The 22861-nt window shown below is 36.1% G+C and carries 20 protein-coding genes; all 20 read left to right on the forward strand.

What is annotated here, in order from left to right; genetic code table 11:
* The first annotated feature begins 225 nt into the window (after positions 1-225).
* The 20 genes from MF646_RS17095 (at position 226) to MF646_RS23315 (ending at position 22847) form a co-directional block, all read left to right on the forward strand.
* Positions 226-1080: a MurR/RpiR family transcriptional regulator gene (locus MF646_RS17095; protein ID WP_250097726.1), complete on the forward strand. Its 855-nt coding sequence runs from the start codon at positions 226-228 to the stop codon at positions 1078-1080.
* Positions 1081-1459: 379 nt separating this feature from the next.
* The gene (locus tag MF646_RS17100; protein WP_250097727.1) at positions 1460-2137 is read left to right on the forward strand and encodes an RraA family protein; all 678 of its coding nucleotides are present in this window, start codon (positions 1460-1462) and stop codon (positions 2135-2137) included.
* Positions 2138-2159: 22 nt separating this feature from the next.
* A complete protein-coding gene (locus MF646_RS17105) occupies positions 2160-3041 on the forward strand; it encodes an NAD(P)-dependent oxidoreductase (RefSeq protein WP_250097728.1) in 882 nt (293 codons plus the stop codon).
* Positions 3042-3169: 128 nt separating this feature from the next.
* Positions 3170-3640 (forward strand): tripartite tricarboxylate transporter TctB family protein, encoded by a 471-nt coding sequence (locus MF646_RS17110; RefSeq protein WP_250097729.1) that lies wholly within the window; start codon positions 3170-3172, stop codon positions 3638-3640.
* 12 nt (positions 3641-3652) lie between these two features.
* Positions 3653-5167 (forward strand): tripartite tricarboxylate transporter permease, encoded by a 1515-nt coding sequence (locus MF646_RS17115; protein ID WP_250097730.1) that lies wholly within the window; start codon positions 3653-3655, stop codon positions 5165-5167.
* Positions 5168-5224: 57 nt separating this feature from the next.
* Positions 5225-6304 carry an amidohydrolase family protein gene (locus MF646_RS17120; RefSeq protein ID WP_250097731.1) on the forward strand — a complete coding sequence of 360 codons (1080 nt, stop codon included), beginning with the start codon at positions 5225-5227 and terminating at the stop codon, positions 6302-6304.
* A gap of 28 nt (positions 6305-6332) precedes the next feature.
* The gene (locus tag MF646_RS17125) at positions 6333-7328 is read left to right on the forward strand and encodes a tripartite tricarboxylate transporter substrate binding protein (RefSeq protein WP_250097732.1); all 996 of its coding nucleotides are present in this window, start codon (positions 6333-6335) and stop codon (positions 7326-7328) included.
* A 319-nt stretch (positions 7329-7647) separates the two neighbouring features.
* Positions 7648-8679, forward strand: coding sequence for a tripartite tricarboxylate transporter substrate binding protein (locus MF646_RS17130; RefSeq protein WP_250097733.1), 1032 nt, complete (start codon positions 7648-7650; stop codon positions 8677-8679).
* 103 nt (positions 8680-8782) lie between these two features.
* Complete coding sequence (locus tag MF646_RS17135; protein ID WP_250097734.1) at positions 8783-9370, forward strand: HDIG domain-containing metalloprotein; 588 nt, start codon at positions 8783-8785, stop codon at positions 9368-9370.
* 344 nt (positions 9371-9714) lie between these two features.
* Positions 9715-10755 (forward strand): Ldh family oxidoreductase, encoded by a 1041-nt coding sequence (locus MF646_RS17140; RefSeq protein ID WP_250097735.1) that lies wholly within the window; start codon positions 9715-9717, stop codon positions 10753-10755.
* 683 nt (positions 10756-11438) lie between these two features.
* Positions 11439-12620: an ROK family transcriptional regulator gene (locus MF646_RS17145; RefSeq protein WP_250097736.1), complete on the forward strand. Its 1182-nt coding sequence runs from the start codon at positions 11439-11441 to the stop codon at positions 12618-12620.
* 72 nt (positions 12621-12692) lie between these two features.
* Complete coding sequence (locus MF646_RS17150; protein WP_250097737.1) at positions 12693-13742, forward strand: type 2 periplasmic-binding domain-containing protein; 1050 nt, start codon at positions 12693-12695, stop codon at positions 13740-13742.
* Between the two features lie 73 nt (positions 13743-13815).
* Complete coding sequence (locus tag MF646_RS17155; protein WP_250097738.1) at positions 13816-14268, forward strand: tripartite tricarboxylate transporter TctB family protein; 453 nt, start codon at positions 13816-13818, stop codon at positions 14266-14268.
* A gap of 3 nt (positions 14269-14271) precedes the next feature.
* Positions 14272-15789 (forward strand): tripartite tricarboxylate transporter permease, encoded by a 1518-nt coding sequence (locus MF646_RS17160; protein WP_250097739.1) that lies wholly within the window; start codon positions 14272-14274, stop codon positions 15787-15789.
* Positions 15790-15843: 54 nt separating this feature from the next.
* Entirely contained in the window at positions 15844-17826 is a 1983-nt protein-coding gene (locus MF646_RS17165; protein ID WP_250097740.1) for an alpha-glucosidase, read from the forward strand.
* Positions 17827-17881: 55 nt separating this feature from the next.
* A complete protein-coding gene (locus MF646_RS17170) occupies positions 17882-18028 on the forward strand; it encodes a hypothetical protein (protein WP_250097741.1) in 147 nt (48 codons plus the stop codon).
* Between the two features lie 4 nt (positions 18029-18032).
* Positions 18033-19373, forward strand: coding sequence for a hypothetical protein (locus MF646_RS17175; RefSeq protein WP_250097742.1), 1341 nt, complete (start codon positions 18033-18035; stop codon positions 19371-19373).
* Between the two features lie 12 nt (positions 19374-19385).
* Positions 19386-20507 carry a M24 family metallopeptidase gene (locus tag MF646_RS23455; protein WP_250097743.1) on the forward strand — a complete coding sequence of 374 codons (1122 nt, stop codon included), beginning with the start codon at positions 19386-19388 and terminating at the stop codon, positions 20505-20507.
* 455 nt (positions 20508-20962) lie between these two features.
* The gene (locus MF646_RS17185) at positions 20963-22129 is read left to right on the forward strand and encodes a diphosphate--fructose-6-phosphate 1-phosphotransferase (protein ID WP_250097744.1); all 1167 of its coding nucleotides are present in this window, start codon (positions 20963-20965) and stop codon (positions 22127-22129) included.
* Positions 22116-22847, forward strand: a complete 732-nt coding sequence (locus MF646_RS23315; protein ID WP_275980351.1) for a GntR family transcriptional regulator — start codon at positions 22116-22118, stop codon at positions 22845-22847. The genes MF646_RS17185 and MF646_RS23315 overlap by 14 nt, the downstream gene beginning before the upstream one ends.
* The last annotated feature ends 14 nt before the right edge of the window (positions 22848-22861 follow it).

Below are 22861 nucleotides of genomic sequence, written 5' to 3' on the forward strand. Positions count from 1 at the left end.
TGGACAATTCATATCTTTGAAATTTAGTTTGTTGTACAAATAATGATAAAATACAAGAAGTAAGAAATATTTGTATCTAAAAGAAGTAATATTTAATCTCATGAATATTGGAAGTTATAGTTAATATTTATATATTTAAGTGCTAATATTTTATGTGGTAATTAATACTACTGTATAAGGGTTTGTTAAATTTAATACATTCTAAATTAAAAAATGGTGATAATTATGAACGATCCAATATTAAGATTAACAGAAAAAATATCAAATTTAACTGCTTCACAACGTAAGGTTGCAGATTATATAATAAAAAATCCAATGGAAGTTGCTTTTTTAACAGTAGATCAGTTAGCTGGTTTAGTGGGGACAAGTACTACAACCATTATGAGGCTTACTTTTAACTTAAATTATTCCGGCTATTCTGAATTTCAAAAGGAACTACAAGAACTATTACGTAATCAAGCTGCACCACATACAAGACTAGAGGCCAATTTGAAGGATGTACCAGAGAGCGATTTATGGATTCGCTGTGTAGATAGACAAATTAGCAATATAAACAAAACCAAAGAAATGATTTCTAATGATACGTTGGAAAAAGTTTTAGAATTAATTACTTCTTCTAACCGAATTTATTGCACAAGTGCAAAAAGTGGTCTGCCAGTGGGACAATATTTAACTTTTGGATTAAATCGATTATTGGGAAACTGCGAGCTAATTATTGCTGATCAAAGTGATTGGGTAGATTTGCTTTTAAACCTAAACTCTAATGATTTAGTTATTGCAACAAGTTTCCCGAGATATGCTAGAAGAATTGTTGATTTTGTATCTCAAGCAAAAGAGAGTGGTGTTAAGGTAATCACTATTACGGATGGTTATTCATCTCCTCTAATTAAGTACTCTGATATCGTTTTACCATGTAACTCAGGTAGTTTAGCTTTTCATAATTCTCCAATTGCTTCTATGGTTGTTGTCGATTATTTAATTAGTTCTATTGCTATAAATTATCCAGATAAGACAAAAGTTCGTCTTGATAAAATGAATGATGTGTTGACTAAAATTAATTATCATTACAATAATAATTAAATTAGGTTGAAGGAAAAGGTGTTATACATTTTCCTTCAACCTTTTTTTATACAAATTAGTTGATTATAAGAAAACCGCTAAATTGTCAAACAATTTCTAATTTTATTTTTTAAAGGGTTTACATTAAAGGGGAGCGGTGTTATTATATCCTTAAAGTTGTAATAAATATTACATTAATAAAATTTGTTGTAATATTTACAACAAAAGGCCGCGTTGATAAGACCTTGCAAATAAATAATTGGAGTGAGGTTATCAATTCTAATAATTATGCATTTGTGAAAGCGCTTCTATTAGTGATAGAGAAAGTTTCATTTAGTAATCAATAATGCTTGTGAATCAAACCTGAAAGGAATTTAAAAATTGGAAGGAGAGAATAGTTGTGAGTAATTTACCACCGTTATTATTAAAGAATACTGTTGAAAGAGCTAAAAGATTAAATACGACACTTTTATCTGATGCAATGGAATGTACTGGTTCCATGAACTACAAAATAAAACCTGTGACAAATAGAGTAAAGGTAGTGGGAACAGCCCTAACTGTAAGTTTAAGACCGGGAGATAATCTATTTTTACATCAAGCCATTCATCTAGGTGAAGAGGGATATGTAATTGTTGCTGATGGTAAAGGTCATACCGAAAATGCTTATCTAGGTGAGTTAATGGCGTTTGCCGCTAAAGCTAGAGGGTTAGAAGGAATAATTATTGATGGCTTAGTAAGAGATAAAGATATTCTTAGTCAATTAGATTTTCCTATTTTCGCAACAGGATTTATTCCAAATGGCCCTCTTAAAGATGGTCCAGGTAAAATAAATACATTAATATCCTGTGGAGGTGTTTCGGTTCAACCAGGAGATTTAATCATTGGTGATGATGATGGTGTTGTGGTAGTTCCGAAAGATCAAATTGAAGTAACTTTATTAAAAGCAGAAAAAAAATTAGAATATGAAAATAATAGAGTTGAAGTGATCGCAAAATACGAAGAAAGTCGTAAAGCGGGAAAAATAGAAGGTAGTATTGAGCCAACTTGGTTAAAAGAGAAAATCGAGTCGTTTAAATAAAAGCCTGTTGGAGGAGTAGAAAATGAAATTAGGATTTATAGGGTTTGGAGAGGCCGCATTTGAAATGTCCATGGGATTAAAAGGTGAGGGTCTTAAAAATGTAGTAGCTTTTGATCCTTTATGGAATGACACAAAATTTGGACAGTTAATTCAAGAGCGTGCTAATAATGCAGAGGTAATTCTAAAGAAAGCTCCAGATGAAGTTGTAAGTACGGTAGATGTGGTAATTGTAGCAGTACCAGCTGATAAAGCATTGGCAGTTAGTCAATCGTTGTTGCCTAATATAAAAGTGGATAGTATTTATGTTGATGTATCTGCTTCAACACCGGATGTAAAACTAGAAATAAGTCAATGCCTCAATGAAAAAGGTACAAGTTTTGTGGATGCAGCAATGATGGGACCATTACCTGTTTATAAGCATCAGGTTCCAATGCTTGCCAGTGGTAATGGAACAGATAGGTTTATTGATATGATGTCTGCTTATAGCATGAACATTAGTAAAGTAAGTGATACTGCTGGAGAGGCTTCAGCTGTGAAGTTAATCCGAAGTATATTTATGAAAGGGCTCCCATCTTTGCTAATTGAAATGCTTGAGGCTGCTAGGAAATTTAATGTGGAAGAACTAGTGATTAAGTCAATTAGCGAGACTATGGATAGTAAGACTTTTGAAGAAACGATGAATAGGCTGGTTACGGGAACATCTATTCATGCGCTTAGAAGGTCTGTGGAATTACAAGGTACAATTAAAATGTTAGAAAAAGCAAAATTAGATCATTTAATGTCAAAAGGAGCTTGTGAAAAACTTCAACAGCTTGGGGAATTTAATTTTAAAGAAAAATTCCAAGGGAGATCACCAAATTCTTGGTCACAAGTAATTGATGCTATGGAAGTAAAAAATATGTAAGTAAGAGATTTTAGGAAATGGATATTAAGATTTTCTAGGTTGTTAATTTTAGAAATGGAAGTTTCAAAAAAGTCAAAAACGAACTTTTTTAGACTTTCCATTTAGATTTAGGTGAAAGGAGGAAAAAAATGCGGACTTTACATCAAGATGTGTTCATTGGGATTGGGATGCTAATACTTTCACTTTTTCTTTATATTAAAACATTTGAGTTTGCTGGTGAGGCTGCTCTTTATCCCAGGGGGCTTCTTCTTCTGTTAACGATTTTTGGAATACTCATTGTTTATGGTGGATTTAAGAAAACAAAGCAATTAAAAGAGGGGGAGGATGTTCAATCTGAGGGAGAGGAAGAGAAATTGACTTTCTCTACTCTTAAATCCCCGCTGACTATTCTGTTGCTTGTTATGATTTATGCAGGACTAATAAGTTTGATAGGATTCTTTCCATCAACAATACTATTTGTAATTGTTTTTTTATGGTATGTAGGAGTGAAAAAGTGGACGGTGTATGTTTATACGGTGGTTGGATTAAACTTATTTATTTACGTTCTCTTCGTACTTCAACTAAATGTTCAGCTTCCGGTAGGGGCATTGTTTAATTAGAAGGAGGAGACTATGAATTCAGAATTGCTGTTTCAAGTATTTGGTCAGTTATTTACATTTCAAGTTTTGTTTGCAATTACAATGGGAGTTATTGGTGGAATTATTGTTGGTTCGTTACCTGGTTTAAGTGCCACAATGGCTATAGCTTTAATGATACCTGTCACGTTTGGAATGGATCCAATAGCAGGACTAACGATGCTTACCGCTATTTACACTGGTGCCATTTATGGAGGATCCATTTCAGCCATTCTTATTCATACTCCAGGTACTCCGTCATCGGCAGCAACAAGTCTTGATGGTTATCAATTAACATTAAAAGGTAAAGGTGCAAAGGCCCTTGGAGTTTCAACGATCTCATCAATGATTGGTGGATTTATTAGTGCCATAGCATTACTTTTTCTGGCTCCGCCGTTATCAAGAATCTCATTAATGTTCAGTGCTCCTGAATATTTTTTAATCGCAGTATTTGGGTTAACAATAATTGGTGGCTTAGCTACAAAATCAATGGTTAAAGGGCTAGCAGGAGGAGTTATTGGTTTACTAATTGGTACTATTGGTATGGATATTTTAACAGGTTACTCTAGATTTACATTTGACTTTGTGTCTCTTCAATCAGGTGTCCCGATTATACCAGCAATGATTGGATTATTCTCATTGTCGCAAGTTATGATTCAGGCAGAGAAACTTGGAAGAAAAGATACTAGTAAAATTGTTTCGAAAGTGAAGGGTAAAGTTTTACTGACGCTTAAAGAGTTTAAACAGATTTGGGTGACTATCATTCGCTCATCAGGAATTGGAACATTTGTAGGAATGTTGCCTGGAGCTGGTGCAGATATTGGTTCTTGGGTTGGTTATAATGAGGCGAAACGTTTTTCGAAGAATAAGGAAGAATTCGGAAAAGGGAGTATTGAAGGTGTTGCTGCATCTGAGGCAGCCAATAACGCTGTAACAGGTGGTTCACTCATTCCATTATTGACGTTAGGTATACCAGGTAACGTAGCGACAGCCGTTTTTTTAGGTGGTCTAATGATTCAAGGGTTGGTGCCAGGTCGTGAGTTATTTACTACCCATGCTAATATAACATACTCAGTTATTATTGGGTTTGTATTGGCTAACATCTTGATGGGAATTGTTGGGCTACTTGGAGCAAGGTATCTAGTCAAAATATCCGAAATATCGGTAAGTATTTTAGCCCCGCTTATTATTGGTTTTAGTGTGGTGGGATCTTATGCGATTAGTAACAACATTTTTGATATTTGGGTTATGATTGTCTTTGGATTTATCGGCTATTTTATTCGTAAAACTGGTTTTCATCCAGCCCCGATTATTCTTGGAATGATTTTAGGGCCAATTGGCGAGCAGGGTTTTAGACAATCTCTTGTTATGGCTAAAGGTGATCTTCTTCCATACTTTTTTTCTCGTCCGATTTCGATTGTCTTAATCTTGCTAATTGTCATTACACTCTTTTCACCTTTAATAATGAAATGGTGGAAAAATAGAAAAACAAATAACTTAAAGCAGGTGTAGCCAATATAAGTGGTTACAAAATAAATCAGTATTAATGAAAGTATTTGAGGTGAAGGAATGGCAACTTGGGGATTTAAAGGTGGATTAAAGTGGTTCAATAGTGGTTTTGTAGAAAATAAGGAAGTGAAAATAGATGTAATAAATGAGTTGGATCGAGAATTTGAACTTCCTGACGGGTGTTTAATTGTTCCAGGTTTGGTTGATTTCCATTGTCATGTTTGGGCTCCTGGAGCGTTAGTTGGAGTTACTGACATAGAATATCTTTCTTCGGGAGTTGTAGCTGTTGTAGATGCAGGAACGTTTGGCTATGATGGCTGGGCGAATGCGGACCGCTTATGGCAAAATAGTCAGATTGAAATTCGTTCTTGGCTTTCAGTACTTCCAGAAGGATTAACCCTACATCCTAATCCAAATCCAACGAAACCAGAGAACATTTCCATGGAACGCTTATTGGAAACAGCATCATTGTCGGGGCAAAGGCTCTATGGTTTCAAAGTGAGATTAGGACAAAGGGGTGTAGAAAATGATCGAGGTTTACTTACAGTAGCTCGTGAAGCAGCGGAGAAAAGCGGACTAAAAATGATGGTTCATCTTACTGACACCAGTCTTACAATAGATGAAGTGTTAGATACTTTAAGACCAGGTGATATTTTGACACATCCGTATCACGGAAAAAAAGGTAATATCTTAGATGCGAAGGGAAAAGTAGCAACCTGTTTTTTGGATGCAGTTGAGAAAGGTCTGCTATTAGATGTCGGACAAGGCAGCAAGCATTTCTCTTGGAAGGTATTTAAGCAAGCAATTTCAGAAGGATTAAAGCCGCATTTTATTAGTTCAGACCTTGTAAGAAACACGTGGAAAAAACCGCCTGTAGATGATATGAGCTATATCGTATCTCGCTTTATTGCGGGTGGACTATCAAAAGATGAAGTATTCTCATCTTTGTTGAATAATGCTACTGATTTTATGGGGATAAAGATTGATCCTACTAAAAACCTTGTTGTTTTACAGCCAGATTACTCGAAAATTTCCTATTCGGATTCGGAAGATATCTTGGAGGGGAATATTAGGTATTCACCTGTAATTCAAATTTTTAATGGGAAATCTATATTTGTAGCTGATTATTTATCAAAATAATACCAATTAGAAGTAGGAGGGGTTAATTATGAAGAAGTTTCTAGGTATATGCATTGTGTTTTTTCTTTTAGTAGCTATAACAGCATGCGGGACAGAAGGGAATAATCAGCCTTCCGGGGGAACTGCAAATGAAAGTAATAGTGATTTCCCTAATAAGCCAATCAGCGTCATTGTTCCTTTTGCAGCAGGTGGTGGAATGGATACCGCAACGAGAATTCTTACCCCTTATTTAGAAAACGAGTTAGGTGTACCGGTTAATGTAATTAATAAAACAGGTGCGGGAGGATGGGTTGGCTGGGCTGATGTGGCAAATGCCAATCCGGATGGCTATACGATTGGATATATAGGTACACCGAATTTCATAACAGGTTATTTAGATCCTAGACAAAATAGAGATCAAAACCTAGATAGCTTTTCGATGCTTGGTAAACACGTTACTGACCGGGTGGTGATGGCCGTTAAAAAGGATGAGACTCGATTCACTGATATTAAAGAATTGATAGAGTATGCGCAAAGTAATGAGTTGACATCAACATCGACTGGAGTTGGCAGTAACGGTCACATTGTTTCTTTAAAATTGAATCAAGAGCATGGAACAAACATTACAACTGTTCATAATCAAGGTGCTGCAGAAAGTTCGGCAGCTGTAATGGGAGGACATATAGACATTTTATTTGCAAACTTAGGAGACATTAGATCATCGCGCGAAGACCTTGAAATTCTGACTATATTTGCTGAAGAAAGATCTCCACTTTTACCTGATGTACCAACATTCGAAGAGTCTGGTTTTGGTGGTATACTTGCAGGCGTGGATCGTGGCTTTTTAACTCCTAATGGAGTAGATGACGAGACATTGGCGATTTTGCGTCAGGCTTTTGAGAATGCCATAAATCATGAGGAGCAGATTGAGAAACAAGTAGAAATGGGTCTTCAATCTGATTATAAAGATTACAATGAGTTTGAACAAGAACTAAGAGATATAGAGCAAACCTTAATTGAGTTGGAAGATCTAATCTGGGAATAAACAACGACCTCTTACCTAAAGTTGATGAAGTAGATCTGGATAGAAAATATCCCCAGATCTACTCTCCAATAAATAGCGGGGGATATCTTCGGACTACAGAAATCAAAGGAAAGCAGAAATTTATATAAGGAAGGGTACTGAAATAGTTCGTTTTTTTTCTTAGTTTATGGGAGCCTTTACTAAGTTTCATCGGCAAAATAAGTCGAATAAAAACCTTTCAGTGGTTTTTGTAAGCGCTTTTTTGTAATTTGTTTTGATTAATAAATAAAAAGTATATTAAATTTTAATTCTTTATTCTTTATAAGAGAAAGGGGAAAAAATGAAAAAAATCAAATTTAGTTTAGTGCTCTTCATCTTTTTATTAATCGTAATAGCTGGTTGTTCTTCAAATCAAAATTCTACTGTAGAGCCAAGGCCTGAAAACTCTAGTGAAAGTGAGTTAACTAGTGAAAGTGACATTGACTACCCTACAAAACCAATTAAAATGATTGTTTCTTATGGTGCAGGTGGAGGTACGGATACTGGAGCACGTTTATTAGCTCCAATATTAGAAGAAAAATTGGGAGCCCCTGTAGTTATCGAAAATAAACCAGGTGCTGCTGGTTGGATTGGGTGGCAAGAACTAGTGAATGCGAACCCGGATGGATATACGTTAGGATTCGTCAATGCTCCCGCAATCATTGCGGGGTATTTAAATCCAAGCACAGGAATCAATGAGGATTTGGATAGCTTTACACATATTATAAGTCATGTTAATGATGCTGGAGTTATTGCTGTACGTGCAGATGATAATCGCTTTAATACAATTGAAGAGTTAATAGAGTATGCTAAGGGAAATGAGCTTACAATTAACGCGAATGGTGTAGGTACCGAAAACCATGTTACGATATTAGAAATGAACGAACAACTTGGTACTCAATTTTCAACGGTTCAATTTACAGGTGCGGCAGAATCGTTAACTAGTGTTCTTGGTGGACATGTGGATGTATTATTGGCAAAAGTAGGTGAAGTTAACTCATCTCAAGAGGAAGGTGGCTTGAAAGTTCTAGCTACGATGATTCCAACTAGAGTACCACAATTACCTGATGTACCTACTTTCAAAGAAACTATTGGTTCTGATATCGAATTTTATTCTTTGAGAACAATAGCAGGTCCAAAAGGGCTTGATCCTAAAATTGTTTCCATTCTTCAGGATGCATTAGAGGAAGCTTTTGCTGAACCAGGCCATATTCAAAAAATGACTGAAATGGGGCTTAACATTGATGGGACAAAAGGTGAGGATCTTGTTGAAGTATTAAAAAATGAAGAAGAAAAAATGTTGAATGTAAAAAGTGTGTTAGGGTGGAAATAAAAAAGTTACTCTATAAAGTTTTGGTATAAATGTAGTGAGGTTATCTCAAGGTGTCAAAAACTTTGGTGATAACCTCTTTTAAAAAAAATTGGTGAGGTGCTATATGGGAGCATTTTATACTCTTCAAGAGGGCACTAGTGAAGAACGTGCTCATATTAGAAATGTATTATGGGGACTAGACCGTTTGCCTTGGGCAATACAAGAAAATATTATAACTGCATGGATAACCTCTTGGAAATGTAGTTGTTTTAAAACAATCGATGAAGTACCTGGGTTTTCTTTTTCTGAGTATAAATTAATTGAACACGTGAATGATGTGGTGCACTTTGGGATAGTGCTTGCAGAAAGATCAATTAATAGATGGAATACTCATGTTAATTGGGAAGAACTAATTCAAATATTAATACTCCATGATATCGATAAACCTTTACTACTAGCTAAAGAGGAAAATGAAGTTATAAAGACAGAAATAGCTAGTCAGATACAGCATGGAGTACTCGGAGCATTAATTTTAAATGAAATTGGATTTTCAGATAAAGTTATTACTACGGTAGCAACACATGCTACTAATAGCCCTTTTCATGGTTCTAATACTGAAGCGTACATTTTACATTATGCGGATTTGTTTTCTGCTGACCATGCGCTAAGAATAGATGAAAAAACTCCTTTTTATCAAAGAATGTCTTTATAAGTGGATTTTAAGAGTTCGTTTAATATCGTTATATCCCAATTTTTTAAGAGCAAATAATCTCATTTTTATCATTATTCATGACTGCTTCACCGGTAAAGTAATTGAAAGATTGGTAGTTAAAAGCTTTTAACGTTAAGCGTCATGATAGAGAGTATATTATTAATAATCCCTTATTAATATCGTTTTAATAACCACTTTTAGTTCTATATGTAGTTACTGAGACAGCATGGTAAATTCTCTTCTCTCTAGATGTTTTTTTAAGTAGTCGTTATCTTTTATGATTATTCAATAATAGATAATTTGAAAAAGTAATGAAAAGAATAGAAAAAAGGAGGGAATTTAATATGTCAATTGTGGATGCTAAAATAAGTGAACTCAAAACTAAATGTCTTAATATATTTGTAAATGTTGGACTAAATATTGAGGACGCTCATATCATTGCTGATAACTTATTAGATGCCGAAATGCGTGGTGTTCCTTCCCATGGGCTCATGAGAGTAAAACATTATATTCAAAGAATTGAGAAAGGTTTGATCAACCTTAATCCAAACGTTAAGGTAATAAAAGAAACTGGTGCACTATTATTAATTGATGGTGACAATGGTTTAGGTCAAATAGTAGCTAGTAAAGTGTTAGATTTATGTATGGCGCACTCAGAGGATTTTGGAGTAAGCGTAGCAACCGTAAGAAATAGCAATCACTTTGGAACATGTGGTTATTATACAAGAAAAGCCGCTTCAAAAGGATTTTATTCTATGGTTCAGTCAAATGCTGGTCCTACAATGGCTCCATGGGGAGGTAAAGATCCATTGCTAGGTACTAACCCACTTTCTATATCGTTTCCAGCTAGTGACTTTGATGATTTCACACTAGATATTGCTGTAAGTGCAACAGCTAAAGGGAAAATTCGAAGTTATGAAAGAGAGAACAAAAAAATCCCTCTAGGATGGGCCCAAGATAAAGATGGGTTTGATACTACAGATCCAACAAAGGCAATCGAAGGTACCATCCTACCCATGGGCGGTCATAAAGGTTACGGACTTGCAATTGCAGTTGATGCATTATGTGGAGGACTAAATTTAGGTAATTTTAGTTATGAAACAGAGTCAGTTACAAAAGCAACAAAAATTGCCGGAACCGGACACTTTTTTCTAACAATAAAAATAGAAAAGTTAGTCCCTATTGGTGAGTTTGAAAACCACATAGGGAACTGGTTTCACAAAATGAAGTCTTCATCGAAAAGAGATGGTGTGGATGAGATCATCATTCCTGGCGAAATAGAAAATAGTTTTATGAAAACTAATGAAATAAGTATTTCTATTCAAGAAGAAACATTGAATGAAATAGAAGAATTATCTTTAGCTTTAAATAAAGCCAAAAAATAGATTTATATAATAACAAAATGCTAACATTTTGCTAACGCAATCCTGTGAAAAACAATATATTCCCGTTAAAGATGTTACAGTCAAAATTTAACAAATCCTTAATTTATCGCACTTTTCGCACAGAGCGTGTAAAATATTACACACCTTCACCTTAGGGGTGGCATGATGTAATGAATCCTTGAAACCCTTTGAATAACTAAGTTTGTTGGTAAGGTGAGAGTGAAATGTTAACGTTGAAGATTTTAAATGGAGGCTCCTCATAAGTTCGCTGAACTTTTGGAAGCTTCTTTTTTTTGTATGACATGGAGGTACACATTTTTCGTTATTTGGTCATCCGTATGACCAATAGTTTTCTTGTCCTTTTTTTACATAAGCAAACCATCGGATAATAGTGTTGAAGTTTTTGTATTATTAGGTAATGCAAAATTAGGGCAAAAAATAATTTACTATGTTCTTATGAAAGCGCTAACTATTTTTGTTGACATATAGATTGGTATAATATATTATGAAAACATAATTAGTAAATTGAGTTAACCAAATCAGGTTTTAATATAATAGAGCCTGTTGGTATCGGTAATAAAGAGTCAAAAGTATTAGTTAAGAGAGTAAATAAATGAGTTAATTAGGTGTTATTATGTTTATTGGTTTAGTTAGTTAACTAATATTCAAAGGGGGGGAGTAGATTGCTTGAATTAGGGCTAAGCCAGAAAAACGTGAAATTTCAGAACCGAAGCAAAGTTCTGAAAGTGTTGAGGAAACAACCAGGGATCTCTCGTAAAGATATATCTGACCAAATAGGATTGACGAAAGCAGCTATTTCATCAATCACCTCTGAAATGATTGATGAAAAAATAATCGTCGAAACAGGCAATCAAGAAACAGGTGTTGTCGGTAGAAAAAAGGTTTTGCTAGAGTTAAACAAAGATTTTGGTTATGTTTTAGGTTTAACTATTTCTGAAACTTTCATAACAGTCCTCATAACAAACTTATTAGGCGAAACTGTTGAAAGTTATATTCATGAATTTTCTAGTGGTGACTGTTGTGACAAAGATGAGGTCATAGATCTTATTGTTGAAAAAGCTTTATATCTCCTTTGGATGAATGGTATAGATAAACAATCGGTTCTCGGAATTGGTATAAGCTACATAGGTGAATTGGGAAACGTAGATATCGATTACATAAAAGTCCAAATGGCTAAAAAGCTGAGGTTGAAGGTAGTTTTAAGCAATAACGTGAAAGCGCTTGCGATGTTGCAGGTGGACTTTAGTATTAAAGAGACTAGTGAAAACTTTCTATTCGTTAAATACGGACCAGGACTAGGGATGGCAATTGTTGAAAGCGGAACCATTATTGAAGGTGTTGATAATAAAGCTGGAGAAATTGGTCACACCATTGTAGATGCAGATGCTAATACTACTTGTCGCTGTGGGAGGACGGGATGTCTTGAAGCCCTCATCTCAGAAAAAGGGATTGTCGAAGACATCGAAAAGCTTGGTCCTAATTACAGTTATCTGATTATTAATAAAAACCTCTCGATAATCGATTATAAAAGTGTCAATGAACTGCTAGAAATGAAAGATCCAACGATCACTTCAATTTTTGAGAAACGATATGATCTGTTCGCCAAATCTCTCGCAAACAGTATTATATTGTTTAATCCGGAGTACATTTGTGTTTACGGATTGATATTTAGTCAACCAGAAATTTTTGAAATGATTAACACAAAGGTTAAAGGGTATTTGGGATTCAACACTACTGCGTTCATAAAACTTTCTGACTTAGATCCTACTAGTGATGCTATCGGAGTGGCAGCGCTCGTACTAAGAGAGTTATTTTATGATGTAGGTGGATTTAAAGAAGTCTAAAGTATTATCACGTTGGTGGTAGAGGCTAATTTGCCATAATATAAACAGGTCAGGGAAAGGGGTTAAGTAAGAATGAAAAGTTATCTTAAGATGGGGTTAGTTTTAATGGCGTTCCTAGTAATGTTTGTTGCTGTAGGTTGCAGTGGTTCAAGCGAGGGCACGACAAGTTCAGGGGCTGACTCGGATGCAAGTTCTGGTTCAAGAGAAGTAGTGAAGATCATTGTCCCTTACGGTGTTGGTGGAACAGCAGATGCGATTGGTAGGAAGTATGCACAGATTGCAGGGGAATTATACCCTAACTATAGTTTTGTAGTGGAACAAAAAACCGGTGGCGATGGGTTTGTAGGAGCCGCGTATTTTGAAAGTATTGATGTGAATGCAAAAGAGCTTCTTTTATTCGGGTATGGCAATGCTTACAGACATGAATTTGGAAATAGATACGGTACTGAACAAGTTCCTTTTGATATGGAAAACTTGAAACCGTTAGCAGCAGTTGATGATAGAACATGGATTTTATATGGAAATCCTGGTGATACACTGGAAGAAGTGTTTGATAAAGCGAGAGCTGGAGATTTAAGAATGTCAGGTGGGAATCCTTTATCTGACCCTCACCTAGCACTTGGCTCTCTAGTAGCTGTTGAAGATGGTAGTGTAACGGTAGTTGGTTATGATGGAGGAGCAGCGCAAAAGTTAGGTCTTATAAATGGTGAAGTTGATGTATTTATTGGAACAACACAAGCGGCAATGGGTGAAGTTGAAGCAGGGGATTTAGTTCCAATGCTCGCATTTTCTGAAGATTCATTTGACGGTCTAGTAGGACCAGATGGACCTATTAGTGTACCAGGATTGGTTAATGACAGACATCCTGATTTAGGTTCTGACACGGATTATTCTGGTTCAATTCTACCGGCTGGAGGGTTCCTTACTGCTCGTACAGGTACAGAACAAGCATGGGAAGATAAAGTCATTGAAATTAGTAAAGCAGTTTGGGCTACTTCAGAATTCAGAGATTGGAAGGAAGAAATCGGCCTGAATCATTTTGAGATTTATGGTGATGATGCCCAAGCTCATTTGGATGATGCAGTAGAAAGGGCAATCAATGCTTTTGAGTTGCTTAAGTAGTTAATAGTTTTGCAAAAAAATAGGGAATTACAAAAACTGTATTCCCTATTTTTAAAATATGGAGGGGCTTTAAATGAAAATTCGTACAAATCTATTAAGCGGGATAATTTTTGGCATAATTAGCATTGTTTTTATTTTGCTAGTTCCTTCCCAGGTAGCTGTTCCAACTTTTAATAACGGTGGTCCAAGTCCTCGCATTATTCCGTATATCGTTTTATATGGTATGTTAATCTGTTCGGTTGCTCTCATAATTCAAAGCCTTGTTTTTAAAAAAGAACGTATCGTTGTTTTGGATTTTAAAATTGAAAAAGCCTCGCTGATCGTTCTTGTAATAATGATTTTGTTTGGGATTGTCATGCTTAATTTTGGCTTTATCATAAGTGTTATCGTTGTTTTACCTATTTTGCTTTTTATACTTCGTGAAAGAAAACCGTTTATATATGGATTTACGATATTTGGAGGAATAGGAGTCTATTACCTGTTTACTAAGGTTTTTAATATTACACTCCCTGTATTTGGAGGTTAAATCATGGAAGTAGTTTTAAGTGGTCTACAAGAAGTTTTAACATTACACAATATTTTAATTATATTAGCATCGCTAGCTTTAGGAATGATCGTGGGTTGTATACCCGGTCTTACAGTAACGCTTGGAATAATACTGTTATTGCCTTTAACCTATTCATTTACTTCAGCATCAACGGCAATCATAGCCTTACTTGCTGTATATGTAGGTGGTATGTATGGTGGTTCTATTAGTGCCATTCTCTTGAACACACCTGGAACAAATGCCGCAATTGCTACTACCTTTGATGGATATCCGTTAGCGAAAAAAGGAAAGGTTAAAAAGGCCTTAGATGTTTCTTTGTTTGCTTCCGTAGTGGGTGGTTTATTAGCAGGTCTGCTCTTACTGTTTGGGTCAGGATTAATTGCTAGTTTGGTTTCTGGCTTTACATCTACAGAGTATTTTGCGCTTTCTATTTTAGGTCTTTCATTAATTGCAGGGGTAAGTGGAGACAATATTTTTAAAGGAATCTTGGGTGGTTTGATAGGATTATTTATTTCGATCATCGGACTTGATGTTGTAACAGGGGTATCAAGGTTTTCGTTTGATACCATGCTTTTATATCAAGGGATCACTATCATGCCTGCAATGATCGCCTTTATAGCGCTAATACAGGTTATGATTAAATCGGCAGAATACATTAATGCAAAGGGCAACAACGGTAATATTTCAAAAATTGATAACGAAGGTTTAACGGGGAAAGAAAGAAGATCGATTATGCCAGCCATTTTAAGATCGACTGGAATTTCATCCATAATTGGAGTTATGCCAGGTGTTGGTGGTGGTGTTTCTCAGTTTATTTCTTATAACGAAGCGAAACGAACATCAAAACATCCGGAGGAATTTGGAAAAGGTAGCTTAGAAGGAGTTGCGGCTGCGGAATCTAGTAATAATACCGTTGTGGGTACATCGATGATGCCATTGCTTACATTAGGAATTCCTGGTGATGGTGTAACGGCTATCTTACTGGGGGCATTTATTTTACACGGAATTGTTCCTGGTCCTACAATGTTCACGAACCAAGGAACCGTAGCCTATGCCATTATATTTGGGCTTATCATTGCAAACATCTTACTGTTTTTTGTCGCTTTAATTTTTACAAGACAAGTGGCCAAAATTGTGCAAGTACGCTATAGCTATTTAGGACCACTGATTATTACGTTTTGTTTTGCAGGTGCTTTTGCTGCAAATGGTTCTCGCAACGAAGTAATTTTAATGATGGGTTTACTAGCAATTACTTATGTATTAGTTAAACTTGGCATTTCTGTTATCCCTATAATGTTGGGGATGATCTTAGCGCCGATCATGGAACAGAACTTTGTTAACAGTATGACGATCTATAGTGGCGATCTATTGATTTTCTTCAAACGCCCTATAAGTCTTGCAATCTTAATTTTGACCGTTATTCTTGTATGGTCATTTATAAGGGTTAACAAAAAGGTTGCTAAAATTAGTGCTGAACAAGAAAAGAATGTTCAATCATGATGAGTAGTGGATTAGATTAAAAGAATGAAAACGATTTCTATGGCGAGGTGTATTATGGAATTTATAAAAAAAGATAACAGTTTCACAATTTCTAGCAATGGTGTAGCGATTATTGACCATCAGGAAAGTTGCCCATTTATTTATGCCGGTATCGGAAAAGAATCCGTGAAACAGCATTTAGGTGATTTTGATATCGAAGATAAAATTATTGAAAAAGTTGCTTTAAAAAACGTTGAATTTAACGGGGACCTTGTAACTTTCAGTAACTGCGATTATAAAGTTACGTTACAAATGAAGGTCGAAGGAAATCGCATTTCCCTTGATAATATAGAAGCTGATGAGAGAATTAACCGAATGTTTTTTATGTTGAAATCGAATAAAGAAGAACGATTCTTTGGATGTGGGGAGCAATTTTCCTACTTAAATCTGAAAGGTCGTAACTTCCCAATTTGGACATCTGAACCTGGAGTTGGTCGTGATCGTACATCATTAATCACTTTCCAGGCCGATCAAATGGGCATTGGTGGCGGTGACTACTATAATACGAATTTTCCGCAACCTACTTTTATATCAGATCAGAAATATATTTTTCACATGGATACTTCATACTATAGTGATTTTGACTTTTCTGAGGATGAAGCTGTACAAGTTTCTGTTTGGGGAAAACCACATAGCATATTTATCGAATCGGGCACTTCTTTTCTAAATATCATGGATATCGTTACTGAGCACTTTGGTACTCAACCGATGTTACCTGATTGGTTACTAGACGGTGTCACAATTGGTATGCAAGGTGGTACCGATACAGTCTATGAAAAAGTGAAACAAGCAAAAGAGTATGGTATTAATGTTAACGCTGTATGGTGTCAGGATTGGGTTGGAAAGAAGATAACTTCGTTTGGAAAGCGTTTGTTCTGGAAGTGGGAGAAGAGCGACGAAACTTACCCTGAATTAGAAAAGCTTATAAAGGATTTAAGAAAGGATAATATCCACTTCCTTGCCTATATAAATCCGTACTTATTAGAAGGAACTGATATGTTTAATTATGCTCTAGAGCATGAATACTTTATCAAAAATTCAGAGGGAGAAGCTTATATTGCTGATTTCGGAGAGTTCTTCTGTGGGACAATCGATTTCACAAACCCTGATGCGATGGAATGGTACAAGAAGATTATCAGAACGAACATGATTGATTTAGGTATCAGTGGCTGGATGGCAGACTTTGGTGAGTATATCCCAGTAGACGCAGTGTTTTACAATGGAAAAACTGGCTCAGAAATGCACAATCAGTATCCTGCTCTTTGGGCTAAATGCAATTATGAAGCAGTTGAAGAAAGTGGAAAGCTTGGTGAAGTTGTATACTTTATGCGTTCTGGCGGCGTTGGGAATGCCAAGCATTGTACGTTGATGTGGGCTGGTGACCAAAGCGTGGACTTCACCATCCATGACGGTTTGGCGTCAACAATCCCTGCTGCTATATCGTTAGGTTTGTTAGGAAACGGGCTGACACATGTAGATATAGGTGGATATACTTCTTTATTTGGCAACGTACGTACAGAGGAACTAATGCTAAGGTATCTTGAGTATTCAGTGTTTACACCGTATATGAGAACTCATGAGGGCAATAGACCGGACGAGAACTTTCAATACGATCAAAGTGAAGAGTGCTTAAAGCAATTTGCGGCTTTTTCGAAATTGAGAAAAGAATTACTTCCATATATAAGGCATGTAGTTGAAGAAAATGCAACGAAAGGTATCGGAGCTATGCGTCCGTTGTTCATGCATTATGATGAGGAAGCTTGCTTGGATATAGCTTATCAATACTTATTTGGAAGAGACTTACTTGTTGCACCAGTTTATAAAGACAATGTTACTGAATGGGAAGTATATTTACCAGAAGATGAGTGGGTTCACCTATTTAGCAAACAAACTTATCGTGGTGGAACAGTAAATGTTCCAGCTGAACTCGGAAATATTCCTGTTTTTTATAGAAAAAATTCATCCTTTAGTTCACTGTTTGACTCAATAGTGAAATGAATTAATAAAAATTAGTACAACTTTGAAATTGAAATCATTGCTGCTGCATTAAGAAATGGAAAGCAAATCAAAGATGATGCAGCAGCAGGCTGATATTGTTACATGTGGTCTTGAGGTCTATAAGGAAGCTATGGAACGCCCATTTACTACACACGGTTTGTCTGTATTTGGAAACGCTTGGGACGAAACAGCAAAGGAGTAGAATTATGAAAAAATTTAAAGCTTTATATTTACCGATTGGTGTACCTACATTTCACCAAGAAAGTATAAATCAACAATTTGAATTATCAGTACAACTATTGAATGAAATATCTGAGGATATCGAGTGCCCAGCGTACCCGTTGTTAACCATTCCAGATTTGGTAGAATTCATAGATGATAAGCAATGTGATTTAATCATTCTTCAGAACAATGCATTTGCTAACTCTGAATATACAGCTGAAATTTTAAGAAGAATTGATGCTGATGTTTTACTTTGGACATTACAAGAGCCTGTAATTGATGGTGGTCGTTTGAGACTAAACTCTCTGACAGGGGCCTTTTCGGCTGGAAACTTGATGCATCATTTAGGAAAAGAGCGTTTCGAATATATTTGGGGTTCTCCATCGGATGAAGAGGTACATAAAAAGATCAAAGCAGTAGTAGCAGCGGCAAGTCTTAAAAAAGAATTGAGATCAACGACATTAGCTTCAATTGGTCATACACCTCAAGGGTTTGGTTTTGGAAGAGGCATGGATGCGGAAATTTCTCGTTACTTTGGTATGAAGCATGTTGCTATAGAAGTTAGAGAGTTGTTGCAACGCGCAAAAAATTTAACTCTTGAAGAATGTGTAGACCAATCGAATGAAGCTGAAGACAAGATGGTCAACCTAGATCATACACCTCAGCAGAATAGAGATGATTTCATTCGCTTGTATAAAGCCTACTCTGACTTTGTAAAAGAGAACAATATTTCAGCTATTTCTTCAAGATGTTGGCCAGATCTTTTTGTAGATTACGGAACTCCCGTTTGTTCGGTACTTGGACTATTAAATGATAATTTAGTTGCGGCTTCTTGTGAAGCGGATGCCTACGGTGCGATTTCAATGTTAATTGGCATTAAGTTGTCAAATGAAAGTGTTTTCTTCGGAGATCCCGTTTCTTTAGATAAAACTGAAAATACGGTTACTTTTTGGCATTGTGGAACCTCTGCTTGTAGCCTAGCTCATCCAAGTAAAGGTGCCCAAGTTGGCGTTCATCCGAATAGAAAAATTGGCCCTACTATGGAATTTGGCTTGAAACCTGCTAAAGAAGCTACTGTTTTTAGAGTTGGAAGAAAACCAGACGGTTCTATTCGTTTCTTTATTGCAAATGGAGAGATACTAGATAAAGAACAGCAATTTTTAGGGACATCTCTAGTATTAAAAACGGAAACCCCTTCTATGGATCTAGTAAATCAAAGTGTAAGAGATGGTTGGGAACCACACTTTACCGTCGTGTATAAAGACATTAAAGAAGAACTACTCGTTTTAGGGAATTTCTTAAATGCTGAAATATGCGAATATTAAGGAGGGAATAAAGTGAGTATTTTAAAAGAGACGGATCGGAACGCTCTGGGAAGAGAAGAGGATTTCGTAAACAAAATAGAAGCGGTTAGAAGTATTCTAAAAGAAAAGGGCTTTGACGGGGTAGAAATTAAATCTCAAGCTAATTTTAGTTACCTCACTCGAGGAAGAGGGTTTATCGGACTTGCGTCAACCGCTGCATGTGGTAGTCTCTTTATTACACTTGATCGTATCTACTTAGTTAGTGAAAATATTGAGATCATGCGTTTATATAAGGAACAGTTAGATTCGAATCCTTCTGTAGAACCTATTGGATTTCCGTGGGATGAGCCTAAAAAGAGAGAGTTGGTTATAAAGGAAATTACGGAAGGATTAACACTTGCAACAGAAGAAGAGTTAGAACCGGAAATCTTTAAATTGCGCTCAATTATGACACCGTATGACCGTGAGGAGTATAGTAAGCTTTGTTATGAAACGGCTGTGCTACTTGAGGAAACTTGTATGAACATTCAGAAGGGTGTTAGTGAATATGAACTAGCAGGAGAAATTTCTAACAAGCTTTGGAGTCATAATATTGAACCTATAACGATTCTAATTGCCTTTGATGAAAGAGCTTATAACTACAGACACCCGGTTATGGCGGGTGAACGACTGGAAAATTATGCGCTTGTGGGCATTTGTGGCAGAAGAAATGGATTAATTGTGTCTATTTCTAGGGACGTTCTTCTTAATAATGATCCTGAAATGATACATAAGCACGAAAAATGTGCGATGGTCAATGCGGCCTTTTTAAGTGGTCTTAAAGTTGGAAGTACGCTTGAAAAGGTATTCGAAAGAGGGGTAATGGAATACGAAAAACAAGGGTATCCTCTTGAGTACAAGGAACATCATCAGGGTGGATTGACTGGTTTTATCCCTAGAGAACTAAGAGCAAATTATGGTTGTACACATGTGGTAAGGCAGAATGAGGTTTATGCTTTTAATCCTACAATTCAAGGATCTAAATGTGAAGATACCGTGTTAGTTACAGAAGAAGGAATTATTAATATGACCTATACCGGTAATTATGCCTATGTTACATGTGACATTGATGGTGAAAAGTTTGTAATGTCAACGGTGTATGTAATAAACAATTAAAAGTTGGAGATTTTCTCCGTAAGCTCGAAATAAAAAAATAAACATACCGGCCCGCATGACAAGTAACCGTATATCATGATTTTTTTAATCAGATATACGGTTACTTCTATTTAACAGTCTGGTTCAGTTGAAGTTATGTCATTTAACATACGAATTTAACTATTATTAAAAAACTTCCATAAAAATATGTTGAAAACGCCTTCACTTGATGTATAATAAATTTATAGGTAATTACCTTTATTGAAACGTCATTATCTATAAGTGAGTGGTTTTATTTTTGGTGGGAAATTAAAGTACAAGAGTCAGGGACCGAATATTTCGTCTCTGTTGATTCTCTGTAAGAAACTGAGTTTAAAAGAATAAATGTATTTTGGAGAAGGGAAGTACAGGTTGGTTATTGTTGAAGAGATAGAATCATTATTCTTCGAAGAGGAACTAATCGAGGAGGTAGGGATATGCGCAAAAAAATATTGATTGGTCAAGCGGGGGGACCGACAGCGGTAATAAATGCCTCACTTGCTGCTTTTGTTGAGGAACTCTCCCACCTTCATCACATATCTTACATCGTTAATGGGTACGAAGGGTTAGCGAATAACAACATCGTTAATGGGACAGATGCGCTTCATGATCAAATTATCCAACATAGGAACGTTCCAGGGGCTTGCTTAGGATCAGGAAGGTATCCTTCTGATGAAACAGCCATAAAAAAGTCTCTTAAAACTATAATGGATCGTAACGTGGATGTTCTTGTGATGATAGGTGGAAATGGGACGATGGCCGCTCTTGCTCAAATTGAACAATTAGCGCGAGAAAATAAGTATAAGCTTCAAGTCATAGGGATACCTAAAACGGTAGATAATGACTTAGGTGGAACAGATCATGCTCCTGGCTTTGCGAGTGCAGCATCATATGTTGCCCAATCTTGTGTAGATAACAGCCGTGATTTAATGGCCATGAATAATTTTGAGCAAGTGAGAATAATAGAAACAATGGGAAGAAACTCAGGCTGGCTTGCTGCTGCGTCTGGATTTTTTACACAACATGTGTCAGAAGGACCGCATTATATCGGCTTACCTGAAAAATCTTTTGACTTAGAAGAGTTTCTTGAGGTGGTCAAATCATCAATCGATAAATATGGTTATTGTTTAGCCGTTGTAAGTGAAGGAGTTAGGCTACCTAACGGACTGAGTAGATCAAAAGAAGTGAATGGTCGAGAAGTGTTAGGAGGTGTAGCTGAAACACTTAAGTGTATTATTGAAGAGGGAATGGGTGTAAATGTTCGAGCTGAAACTCTTGGAATCAATCAACGTTGTTTATCTCTAGATAGCTCTAGTATTGATTTTCAAGAAGCCGAACAATGTGGAACCTTTGCTGCAAAGCTTCTTCAGAACAATATAACTGGAGTTATGGTAAGCTTTAGTAGAGGAGAAGATTCACTAAACTATATGAATTTAATAGATGTCCCACTTAGAGACGTCCTTGCTGCAGGTGAGAGAAAGCTCCCAGATGAGTTTATTAAGGACCTGCCTAAATATTACAAGTGGTTAAGCCCTTTGATAGCAAAGAATCATATGGTCTATCCTACACCAATAATTAAGGGTGATGTTTATGCAGAAACATAAGTTTGAGCCTAATAAAGATAGTGCACTTTACTTGCAGATCAAAGACATATTGATTGAACGTATTCGAAGTGGGGTATGGAAAGAGCATGTGCTAATTCCAACGGAGAAGGAATTGATGGATGAATTTAATGTCAGTCGTACAACAATTAGAGAAGCGATATCAATTCTTGTTCAAACTGGACTACTAGAAAAAAAGCAGGGAAAAGGAACGATTGTAAAACCCCAGAAATTAGCCGGGAATTTAGGTAGACTGACGGGTTTTGCAGAAGAAGTGATCGAGATGGGGCAAGTAATTTTCTCAAAAGTATTGCGTGCCGAGTTCAGAAGTGACCTCTATCATGAACAATCTATGCTAAATGTAGGAGATGAGGAAATCTTACTCATAGAACGAATTCGCTTTGCTGATTCTGTTCCAGTTGCTTTAGAGAGAACGTGTTGGCCAAAAGAAATTGGTCAAATCTTAATGAAATATGATCTTAATGAAGCAAGGTACTACGACATTTTAGAAAAACATAATTACTATCTTAATGAAGCTTCAGAGAGCATTACTGCAATTAATGCTACGATTATCGAGGCCGATCTTCTATCGAGTCGACCTGGAGAAGCCATGTTACAGATGACTAGATTGAGTTACGGATTAAACAAAAAACCTATAGAATATACAATAACGAAATATAGAAGTGACCAATATCAATATGATATTCAATTAAAAAGATAAATTTTAGGGGGAAT

Source organism: Halalkalibacter alkaliphilus (genome assembly GCF_023555415.1).
Lineage (GTDB): Bacteria > Bacillota > Bacilli > Bacillales > Bacillaceae_D > Halalkalibacter > Halalkalibacter alkaliphilus.